The organism is Flavobacterium sp. Arc3 (genome assembly GCF_041431375.1).
Taxonomy (GTDB): Bacteria; Bacteroidota; Bacteroidia; order Flavobacteriales; family Flavobacteriaceae; genus Flavobacterium.
The window spans coordinates 352,215-362,033 of record NZ_JASMRI010000001.1 but is presented as its reverse complement, the minus strand read 5'-3'; the positions used below and the strand labels follow the sequence as shown (position 1 = coordinate 362,033).

The following is a 9,819-nucleotide window of genomic DNA, read 5'->3' as shown; positions in this document are numbered from 1 at the left end:
TGGGCGATGAGGGGTTCGAACCCCCGACCCCCTCGGTGTAAACGAGGTGCTCTGAACCAGCTGAGCTAATCGCCCTAATGCAATTTGTTAATTTTCATTTCCTTATTGCGAGTGCAAATATAAGGCTGTTTTTTGAATAAACAAGCAAAAAATAAAAAAAATTATAAAATTTCTGCAACCACAAATGTACTACCACCAATGTATATTAAATCAGTGTCTTCGGCTATTTCTAATGCTTTTTTGTAAGCTGTTGTAATTGAGTTGTATATTGTTCCTGTTAAGCCATGTTGGCTTGCTTTGTCCGATAAAATGGTCGCGTCTAATCCGCGTGGGTTGTTTGGCTTTGAAAAATAATAAATGGCGTTTTTGGGGAATAGAGGTAGTATTTGATCTAAGTCTTTATCATTTACCACGCCTAAAACGATGTGTAATTCTTTAAATTCTTCTTTTTGAATTTGATTCAAGACAATCTCTAGTCCGTGTTTATTGTGTGCGGTATCGCAGATTATTTTTGGTGATTCACCCAGTTGTTGCCATCTTCCTTGCAGCCCAGTATTTTTCACGACATTTAAAAGCCCAGTTTTAATAGCGTCTTCAGTAATTTTAAACTCCGGCTGTGAGTTTAGTAGCTTAATAGTCTGCAATACTGATTTTTTATTGTGAATTTGGTAGTCACCTATTAAATCTGAAGGATAGTTTTCTGAAATCAAGTCGGAAGCAAAATAGATGGGGGCGTTATTTTTTTTGGCTGTAGCCAAAAAAACAGCCTTAGTTTCAGGAGTATATTCTCCAATGACTACAGGGGTGTTTGCTTTTATAATACCAGCTTTCTCTGCTGCTATGGCTTTAATGGTGTTTCCGAGAAACTGTGTGTGATCTAAGTCAATATTTGTAATTACGGATACTATTGGAGTGATAATGTTTGTGGCGTCTAATCGACCGCCCATTCCAACTTCGATGATTGAGATATCTACTTTTTCTTTGGCGAAGTAATCAAAGGCCATTCCAACGCTCATTTCAAAAAAGCTGATGTCATTCGATTCAAAAAAAGATTTGTTTTCATTTATAAAAGTACAAACAAAATCTTCGGTGATATCAGCACCATTTATTTTAATACGTTCTCTGAAATCTTTAAGGTGTGGCGACGTGTATAAGCCTACTTTGTAGCCAGCTTCCTGAAGTACAGCTGCCAGCATATGAGAAGTAGATCCTTTTCCATTTGTACCGGCAACATGAACGCATTTTAACTCTTTATGGGGATTGCCAAGATGATTGGTCAATAAGTGCGTGTTTGTCAAATCCTTTTTATAGGCAGAGGCGCCTTGAAGCTGATATATAGGGAGTTGGTTAAACATCCAGTCCGTAGTTTCTTGATAGTTCATTTTCTTTGAGTATTGGTTGTATTCGTAGACTAAATATTTTAATACTTAGAAAAAGGCTTTTTAAAACTATTAAGAATTTACGCTTTATGACGCCTTAAGTTCTGATTAGATTGCTTTTTTTAAATGTAAAAATATTGAAAATGTCTGCGCTGATTGTATGGTAAGATCTTTAAATGCCAAATGTATTTATTCCCCTAATTTGAAGTTAACGGTAATAAAACCAATTTGAGTTGCAGGTGCATTCGCATCGGGTTGCCATTTGTATTTTCTGGCTGTAGCCAATGCAGGTTCTACCAGGCAAGGATTGGTATTAGTTGTTCCTTTAGTATATTTGGCAGCAATAACATTTCCGCTTCTGTTTACCGTTATTTGCACAACGACAGTGCCAAATTCATTGCATTTCTGTACTTCTTTACCTCTTGAAGCAATACTTCGGCCATTTAAGCCCCATCCGCTACCATTTCCGGTACCGCTTCCAGATCCGTAATAACTGTTAGCATAAGGATCGCCATTTAAGCTTCCTTTGTCTCCCGCAACATTGTCATTTCCTTCGCCACCTTTTGCTTTTCCGTCAGATTTGGGTCCGTTTAAGATACTTGATAATGCATCAGATGTGCTTTTTGAGGGTTGCGGATTTTCTTTCGGTTTTGGTTTAACCTCTTCTTTAGCTGTTTCTTTTGTAGGCTGTGCTTTTTTGACCTGCTTCATTACCACTGCTTCCTCGATGTCTTGAGAAAGTATCTCGTCCTCACTTGAGGCTGCTTGTTTTGCGGCGGTCGTCTTAGGTGCAGATTGAATAGGCTCTGTGGGTTGTATTTCTCCAGATCCAAACTCAGTTGTTCCAAAGTTTATCGCAATTCCGTTTTCAGGAGGTGGGTCTAAAGAAGTTAATCCTAAATAAAAGAACAAAACAAATAGAATCACAAAAATGATTGATGTGATTGCAAATGATTTTTTTTCTTCTTCTGTTTCTAAATATTTCATGTAGAATAAATCTTTTTTTGAAGGACAGCTGTCGTTATTTAGGTCTTACCGCTAAAACAACTTTGATTTGATTGCGGTTTGCAATATCTAAAACATTCACTGCTTTTTCAATAGGCACTCCTTCTTCGGCTCTTAAAATAATTGCCCTATCCTTATCGGCTGTAAACATTGATAATAATTTTGATTCCAATTCAGCTTCTGAAACGGGTTCTTTATCAATGAAAAATTCTAGTTTTTTATTGATACTTACTGCAATGTTTTTATTACTGTCTGTTTTTCCTTTTCCTTTTGGTAATACCAAGTCTAAAGCATTGGTAGTTACCATGGTCGATGTTAGCATAAAGAATATCAGCAATAGGAAAACAATATCGGTCATAGACGACATATTGAATTCTGCACTAACTTTATTTCTTCCTCTTAAATTCATAATTATGCTGGGTCGTTTAATAAGTCTAAAAAGTCAACGGCATTGGCTTCCATCTGATGTACAATTTTATCTGTTTTTACAACTAAGTGATTGTAACCTACGTAAGCAATAATACCTACGACTAATCCAACAACTGTAGTTGTCATAGCGGTATAAATCCCTTCGGATAGGGCTCCAACTTCAATTTGTCCTCCAGCAGTTGCCATCTTGTGGAAAGCTTGAATCATCCCTACTACTGTTCCTAAGAAACCAGTCATAGGACCTGCTCCAGAAATAGTCGCTAGCATACTTACATTTTTTTCAAGTTTGTAAATTTCAAGTTTTCCAGCATTTTCAATTGCCGTATTGATGTCATCTAGAGGCTTGCCAATTCTTGAAATTCCTTTCTCGATTAATCTGGCAACAGGAGATTTTGAATGAGCGCACGCCATTTTAGCATTATCGATGCGTCCGTTTCTAATATTATCTCTGATTTGTCCCATAAAATTAGGGTCTATTTTTGACGCAGCATTGATCGCCATTAAGCGCTCAAAGTAAAGATAAAGTGCGACAGCTAACATTATAAATAAGGCAGCCATGATAATGTTACCGGCTAATCCTCCACTTGTTAGCAATTCAATAATAGATAATGTTTTTTCAACTGGAACCGCATCGGCTAAATTTTCTTGTGCAACAGATAGGGTATCTGCTTGTAACAATATACTCATAGAAATTTTCTTTATTATGGAAACGCTAATATATTATAAAAATTGTTACTTTTTTAGATTAATATCCTAAACAAATATTAAAAAAGTAGGGAAGGAATAGAGTGTTAAAAAAGCGATCTTGAGTATAGTATAAAAAAAAATCAGTTCGATGAATTCCCGTATTGGGCGTTTCATCGAACTGACTTAATCGTATTCTTTCAAACGAAGTAGAATGAAAGGATTCTAATTTATTAGAGGCTTACACTAATTGTTTCAAAGCGATTTCAAAAGCGGTAGCGCTAATATTAGTTTTATCGCTGTTTAAAGCATGTGCTTTTTCAATTGCTTTTTTGATGATTTCTGAAGTATCTTGAAAGATCGCCTCATCCGTCATTTGTACTTTTTTCTCCATGAAGTAAGCAAATACACGAGCCATACCACAGTTTGAAATAAAGTCTGGAATTAAACTTACTTTGTGATCTACATCTTCCATTATTGGACCAAAAAAGATTTCTTTGTCGGCAAAAGGAACATTAGCACCACAAGAAATTACTTCAAGTCCATTAGCGATTAAGCTATCAATTTGAGATTGAGCAACTAATCTTGAAGCAGCACAAGGAGTAAAAATTTCAGCACCTATTGTCCATATTTTTTCATTGATTTCTTCAAAACGAATCATGTTTTCGGCAACTAGTTTGTTTCCGTCTTTAGCAAGGAATAGGTCTTTTATTTCTTCGAATGTAAAACCATTCTCATTTATTAAGCCACCATCTCTGTCGATTATACCAATAACTTTTGCACCCATTTCAGCTAAATAGAAAGCAGCAGCTGAACCTACATTTCCAAAACCTTGTACAATAGCTTTTTTCCCTTTAACGTCACCTCCATAAGTAGTGTAATAATGGCGCACCGCTTCAGCAACACCGTAACCGGTAATCATATCTGCAATGGTATATTTTCTAGAAACGTCTGGAGAGAATTTTGGATTTTCGATTACTTTAACCACACCTTGACGCAATTGACCAATTCGGTTTATCTTATCAGCTTCAGTTGGTTTGAAATGACCATTAAAGACTCCTTCTTGCGGATGCCAAACACCACATTCTTCAGTCATAGGGATAACTTCATGGATTTCATCCACGTTTAAATCACCACCAGTTCCATAATAACTTTTTAATAATGGAGACACCGCTTTGTACCACCGTTGTAAAACGCCTTTTTTTCTTGGATCGTTTGGATCGAAATTAATTCCAGATTTTGCACCACCAATAGCCGGACCAGAAACCGTAAATTTTACTTCCATTGTTTTTGCCAACGACAAAACTTCATTGATGTCTAATCCCTTTCTCATTCTAGTTCCACCACCGGCAGCACCACCACGAAGAGAGTTAATAACCGTCCACCCTTCAGCTTCGGTTTCGGCATCTTTCCAATTAAAAACGATTACAGGCTCTTTATTTTCGAATTTCTTTAATAAATCTTTCATTTATTGCGATATGTTTAATTTTGACAAATATAAAAAATAGAATAATGTGAATTGTGTATTTGAGGTATTATTTTGGTTTATAGATATATCCGCTACTATGATCTGTTTTAGCTCCTGTTACACTAGACAATACATTGTTTTGTCCACGTAATTTAAGGACACCCAATAAAGCAAAGATCAGCGCTTCCTTAAATTCCAGAATTTTGTTTTCAGGAATTATGATTTTGATGGAAGGCAAGTGAAATTGGATGCGCTCGATAAGAAAATCATTGTAAGCTCCGCCACCAGTTATTAAAAGAGTTCCTTCTTTATTAGGTAGGGCTATTGCAATTTGCACGGCAACATGTTCTGTAAAGGTTCTCATTTTATCCGTAATGTCAATTTCGAAATGCTCTACAATAGGTAGAACGATTTCTTTTACAAATTCAAATCCCAGAGATTTAGGATAGCTTTGTTGGTAAAACTCTAGATTGTTCAACTCGTCCAGCAAAGTGTCGTCGATTAGCCCAGTTGCCGAAATTTTCCCTTTATCATCATAATCGAATCCCAATTGATTTGAATAATAATTTAAAACTGTATTTACTGGTGAGATGTCAAATGCGATTCTGTTGTCTTTTTCTTCAAATGATACATTCGAAAAGCCACCTAGATTCAGGCAATAGTCGTATTCAGGAAATAAAATGCGGTCTCCTATAGGTACTAAAGGAGCACCTTGTCCTCCTAGATTGACATCCTGTATTCTAAAATCACAAACGACAGTTTGCTGAATTAAATCGGATATTTCCTTTAAATTCCCAATTTGGAGGGTAATGCCTTTATCGGGTTGGTGTAATACGGTGTGACCATGCGAGCAAACGGCATCGATATTTTCTATCTTATGGCGAGATATGAAATCAGAGATAATGGAACCGAGCAATGAAGTATAATCGTGATTTAATTTTTTTAGATTAATTTCAGAAAAATCCACCGCTGTTTTTAAGGTATTTACCCAGCCTGAACTGTAAGAAATAGTCTCGCTTTCAATAATATTGAAGTCCCATTTCTTGTCTTTTATGGTAAATTGAATATGTGCTAAATCAACTCCGTCAAGAGAAGTTCCAGACATCACCCCGATAACGTTATAGTGTTCTTCTTTCATTAGCCAAAATTACAAATCAAAATTGATAATTTCACAAGAAAAAAGTATCTTTGACTAGTTTTTTTAAACAAAAAACAGGCTAAATTAAGCAACATATAACAATCGTCTATTCTAAACGTAAAAAATAAGATAAAACAATTCCGGATTTGGACTTTAAATTCGATGTTGTGAACAACGTATTTTGGCGCTAGAATTAATCAAATAAATAAAAAGAAATACAGTTATGGATTTTAATCTAACAGAAGAGCATTTAATGATTCAACAAGCCGCTAGAGATTTTGCTCAAAGCGAGTTGTTGCCTGGAGTAATTGAAAGAGATGAATTCTCAAAATTCCCAACAGAGCAAGTTAAGAAGATGGCTGAACTAGGGTTTTTAGGGATGATGGTTGATCCTAAATATGGTGGTTCTGGACTGGATAGTGTTTCTTATGTTTTAGCAATTACTGAAATAGCTAAAATTGATGCTTCAGCAGCAGTAATAATGTCTGTAAATAATTCATTAGTTTGTGCAGGACTGGAAAAGTACTGTAACGAAGAACAAAAAATGAAATATTTAGTTCCTCTTGCAAAAGGAGACGTAATTGGTGCTTTCTGCTTGTCTGAGCCAGAAGCGGGATCTGATGCAACTTCTCAAAAAACAACGGCTATTGATAAAGGGGATCATTATTTATTGAATGGTACTAAAAACTGGATCACTAATGGTTCGTCAGCATCTACTTATATCGTAATTGCGCAAACGGATATCGAAAAAGGGCACAAAGGAATTAATGCTTTTATCGTAGAAAAAGGTTGGGCTGGTTTTGATATTGGAATAAAAGAAAAGAAAATGGGAATTCGCGGGTCAGATACGCATTCTTTAATGTTTAGTGATGTTAAGGTTCCAAAGGAAAATAGAATTGGAGCTGATGGTTTTGGTTTTAATTTTGCTATGGCTGTATTAAACGGTGGTAGAATTGGGATTGCTTCTCAGGCATTAGGAATAGCAACTGGAGCTTATGAATTAGCATTGAAATATTCGCAAGAGCGTAAAGCTTTTGGTAAAGAAATTTTCAAACACCAAGCTATTGCTTTTAAATTAGCTGATATGGCGACTCAAATCATGGCAGCCAAAATGCTTTGTTTGAAGGCTGCATCTGAAAAGGATCAAGGAATGGATATTTCTCAATCTGGTGCTATGGCAAAATTGTTTGCTTCTCAAACGGCGATGGATACCACAATCGAAGCGGTTCAAATTCACGGTGGTAATGGGTACGTGGCTGAATATCACGTAGAACGTATGATGCGTGATGCTAAAATCACTCAGATATATGAAGGAACTTCAGAAATACAACGTATTGTGATTTCGAGAACTTTGGTTTCCTAGCATTCGAATTAAGTAATAAGAATAATTTAAACCATTAAGGGATTAAGAAATTAAGTAGTAGAATACTTAATGAGACTTAGTTTCTTAATGGTTTTTAGTTATAAAATAGCGTTATATTTACTAGCAAATTACCTTTTATGAATGAAGATTTAAAATACTGGAATTTACGAGATCATAAATTGTTTAGAAGTTTAAGTTTTAAACAAATGAAGCAGTTGTGCATCATCATGGGGTTCAAGGAAGCAAAGAAAGGAGAGATTATTTATTTTTCTTCTTCGGATGTGTCTAGGATTTTTGTGTTGAAAAAGGGAAATATTAAAATCGTGGCTGTTGATGAAACCGGTAATGAAACAATTAAAGACATTGTTAAAAAGGAGATTTGTTTGGGGAGCTTACTTTAGATGCAGATGGCGAGAGCAATGAATATGCTAAAGTACTTTCTGACGATGTTACTATCTGTAGTTTTTTGCTTTCTGATTTTGAAGAGGTATTATTACAGAATCCCAGTTTAGCGTTGCACTATACTAAAATTGTAGGACTGAAAATGAAGCGAATCAAGAACAGTTATTCTAATTTAATTTCGAAGGATGCTAAAACCAGATTGGCTTTGTTTCTAAAAGACTGGGCAGAGAAAGAAGGTGTGCAAACGGGAAATAAAGTAATCATTAAGAATTATCTAACCCAAAGTGATATTGCTCAAATCATTTGTACCTCAAGACAAACAGCGACACAATTGCTTAACGAAATGGAAGCAAAAGGGACGTAGCTTTACAATAGAAAAGAAATTATTATTGCAGATATCACTACATTATAGTTTTTTTTAGGAAATGCAATCTAGCCGACAATTTAATTCAGAATTCAATAGTAGCTTTGTGATATAAAATTATTAGATCATGAAAAGAATACTAAGCTTCCTTTTATTAGCGATTGGATATATGGTAAATGCACAAAGTGACTTGCCCAAAGTAGCAACTGACGTAGCGCCATTATTGATTGGAGAAAAAATCCCTAATATCACCTTAAAAACAATTGACAATAAAACCGTTGATTTGCAATCGCTTTTCAGCAAAAAGAAAACTGTTTTGGTTTTTTATCGTGGTGGCTGGTGCCCTTATTGTAACCTTCACTTGGCGGCATTGGCGGAAGCCGAAAAAGAATTATTGGACTTAGGATATCAGATTGTTGCCATCAGTCCAGACTCACCAAAGAACTTAAAAGCTACCGAGGAAAAGGATAAAGTAAACTATCTTTTGCTATCAGACGGTAATGGTGAATTAGTAAAGGCAATGGGTATCGCTTTTCAAGCTCCCGAAAAATATAAGACCATTTTGGCAAAAGGATCAGATGGACTAAATAGTGATTTTCTACCGATTCCATCTGTTTTTATCTTGAACTTAGAGGGGGTGATAGATTTTGAATACATTACACCTGATTATAAACATAGAATTTCCAATGATTTATTGATTGCAGCGGCAAAATCTTTAAATAAAGAGTAATGAAGAAATTTATTTTGGCCATTTGTATGTTATTCACGCTTTCTGGATTTGCACAGAGTGAAGGTGAGAGCGTATCTCAATTTAATTTAGAGGGGAAAGTTGCTATGCAAGGATATGATCCAGTTGCTTACTTTAAAGAAGGGAAAGCTCTAGAAGGAAAAAAAGAAATCAATTCGATATATGAAGGAGTGATTTATTATTTTTCTTCTGCGTCGAATAAAAGTGCTTTCGTAAAATCTCCTTCAAGCTATGAACCTCAATATGGAGGTTGGTGTGCATTTGCAATGGGGGATTCAGGAGATAAAGTAGCTATTAATCCCAGTACTTTTAAAATTATTGATGGGAAATTATATTTGTTCTATAATGCCTTTTTTAGGAATACTTTAAAAAGTTGGAATAAAGATCAGTCTAATTTACAATCAATGGCCGATTCGAATTGGAAAAAAGTAATTCAATAAACTAGCATTATGAAGTCATTAGTAATTAGCTGGTTATTGCGCATTGTTATTGCTGTAATTTTAATGCAAACATTATATTTTAAATTTACTGGCGCAGCCGAAAGTATCTATATCTTTAACACCTTAGTAATGGAGCCTTGTGGACGTATTAGTTCTGGTGTGCTCGAATTAGTTGCGTCTATTTTGATTTTAATTCCAAGAGCCACGTTGTTAGAGGAGTTACTAGGTTTTGGAGTCATGAATGGTGCTTTACTATCTCCTGTTTTTGTTTTAGGAATTGAACTACAAGGTGATTGCGGGACACTTTTTATAATGGCATTAATTACCTTTCTTTGCTGTTCTGTTTTAGTGTATCAAAATAGGAATAAAACACCCAATTTATTAAAATTAAAATTATAA

The 9,819-nt window shown here is 35.2% G+C and carries 12 protein-coding genes and 1 tRNA gene; 6 read left to right on the top strand and 7 right to left on the bottom strand.

Annotation, left to right across the window (positions count from 1 at the left end; genetic code table 11):
* From QO200_RS01565 to QO200_RS01535, 7 genes are all read right to left on the bottom strand, one after another.
* Nucleotides 1–75 (bottom strand) — tRNA-Val (locus QO200_RS01565).
* Between the two features lie 86 nt (nt 76–161).
* Nucleotides 162–1,382: a folylpolyglutamate synthase/dihydrofolate synthase family protein gene (locus tag QO200_RS01560; protein WP_371535497.1), complete on the bottom strand. Its 1,221-nt coding sequence runs from the start codon at nt 1,380–1,382 to the stop codon at nt 162–164.
* Between the two features lie 186 nt (nt 1,383–1,568).
* On the bottom strand, nt 1,569–2,366 hold the full coding sequence (locus tag QO200_RS01555; protein ID WP_371535495.1) for an energy transducer TonB: 798 nt from the start codon (nt 2,364–2,366) through the stop codon (nt 1,569–1,571).
* 34 nt (nt 2,367–2,400) lie between these two features.
* Complete coding sequence (locus QO200_RS01550; protein ID WP_371535492.1) at nt 2,401–2,793, bottom strand: ExbD/TolR family protein; 393 nt, start codon at nt 2,791–2,793, stop codon at nt 2,401–2,403.
* Nucleotides 2,794–2,795: 2 nt separating this feature from the next.
* Nucleotides 2,796–3,500, bottom strand: a complete 705-nt coding sequence (locus QO200_RS01545; protein WP_371535490.1) for a MotA/TolQ/ExbB proton channel family protein — start codon at nt 3,498–3,500, stop codon at nt 2,796–2,798.
* A 238-nt stretch (nt 3,501–3,738) separates the two neighbouring features.
* Nucleotides 3,739–4,965: a Glu/Leu/Phe/Val dehydrogenase dimerization domain-containing protein gene (locus QO200_RS01540; RefSeq protein WP_371535488.1), complete on the bottom strand. Its 1,227-nt coding sequence runs from the start codon at nt 4,963–4,965 to the stop codon at nt 3,739–3,741.
* Nucleotides 4,966–5,032: 67 nt separating this feature from the next.
* Entirely contained in the window at nt 5,033–6,103 is a 1,071-nt protein-coding gene (locus QO200_RS01535) for an anhydro-N-acetylmuramic acid kinase (RefSeq protein WP_371535485.1), read from the bottom strand.
* Between the two features lie 223 nt (nt 6,104–6,326).
* Here QO200_RS01535 and QO200_RS01530 point away from each other — a divergent pair, with 223 nt between their 5' ends.
* The 6 genes from QO200_RS01530 (at nt 6,327) to QO200_RS01505 (ending at nt 9,819) form a co-directional block, all read left to right on the top strand.
* Complete coding sequence (locus QO200_RS01530; RefSeq protein WP_371535483.1) at nt 6,327–7,466, top strand: acyl-CoA dehydrogenase family protein; 1,140 nt, start codon at nt 6,327–6,329, stop codon at nt 7,464–7,466.
* Between the two features lie 137 nt (nt 7,467–7,603).
* The gene (locus QO200_RS01525) at nt 7,604–7,867 is read left to right on the top strand and encodes a hypothetical protein (RefSeq protein WP_371535480.1); all 264 of its coding nucleotides are present in this window, start codon (nt 7,604–7,606) and stop codon (nt 7,865–7,867) included.
* Entirely contained in the window at nt 7,846–8,232 is a 387-nt protein-coding gene (locus tag QO200_RS01520; protein ID WP_371535477.1) for a Crp/Fnr family transcriptional regulator, read from the top strand. Before QO200_RS01525 ends, QO200_RS01520 begins: the two co-directional genes overlap by 22 nt.
* Nucleotides 8,233–8,359: 127 nt before the next feature.
* Nucleotides 8,360–8,962 carry a peroxiredoxin-like family protein gene (locus tag QO200_RS01515; protein ID WP_371535474.1) on the top strand — a complete coding sequence of 201 codons (603 nt, stop codon included), beginning with the start codon at nt 8,360–8,362 and terminating at the stop codon, nt 8,960–8,962.
* Nucleotides 8,962–9,420 carry a YHS domain-containing (seleno)protein gene (locus QO200_RS01510; RefSeq protein WP_371535471.1) on the top strand — a complete coding sequence of 153 codons (459 nt, stop codon included), beginning with the start codon at nt 8,962–8,964 and terminating at the stop codon, nt 9,418–9,420. The genes QO200_RS01515 and QO200_RS01510 overlap by 1 nt, the downstream gene beginning before the upstream one ends.
* Before the next feature lie 9 nt (nt 9,421–9,429).
* Complete coding sequence (locus QO200_RS01505) at nt 9,430–9,819, top strand: DoxX family protein (RefSeq protein WP_371535468.1); 390 nt, start codon at nt 9,430–9,432, stop codon at nt 9,817–9,819.

Coding starts and splice junctions, on each gene's coding strand:
- QO200_RS01560 (WP_371535497.1), bottom strand. CDS start 1,382: ATGAACTATCAAGAAACTACGGACTGGATGTTTAACCAACTCCCTATA.
- QO200_RS01555 (WP_371535495.1), bottom strand. CDS start 2,366: ATGAAATATTTAGAAACAGAAGAAGAAAAAAAATCATTTGCAATCACA.
- QO200_RS01550 (WP_371535492.1), bottom strand. CDS start 2,793: ATGAATTTAAGAGGAAGAAATAAAGTTAGTGCAGAATTCAATATGTCG.
- QO200_RS01545 (WP_371535490.1), bottom strand. CDS start 3,500: ATGAGTATATTGTTACAAGCAGATACCCTATCTGTTGCACAAGAAAAT.
- QO200_RS01540 (WP_371535488.1), bottom strand. CDS start 4,965: ATGAAAGATTTATTAAAGAAATTCGAAAATAAAGAGCCTGTAATCGTT.
- QO200_RS01535 (WP_371535485.1), bottom strand. CDS start 6,103: ATGAAAGAAGAACACTATAACGTTATCGGGGTGATGTCTGGAACTTCT.
- QO200_RS01530 (WP_371535483.1), top strand. CDS start 6,327: ATGGATTTTAATCTAACAGAAGAGCATTTAATGATTCAACAAGCCGCT.
- QO200_RS01525 (WP_371535480.1), top strand. CDS start 7,604: ATGAATGAAGATTTAAAATACTGGAATTTACGAGATCATAAATTGTTT.
- QO200_RS01515 (WP_371535474.1), top strand. CDS start 8,360: ATGAAAAGAATACTAAGCTTCCTTTTATTAGCGATTGGATATATGGTA.
- QO200_RS01510 (WP_371535471.1), top strand. CDS start 8,962: ATGAAGAAATTTATTTTGGCCATTTGTATGTTATTCACGCTTTCTGGA.
- QO200_RS01505 (WP_371535468.1), top strand. CDS start 9,430: ATGAAGTCATTAGTAATTAGCTGGTTATTGCGCATTGTTATTGCTGTA.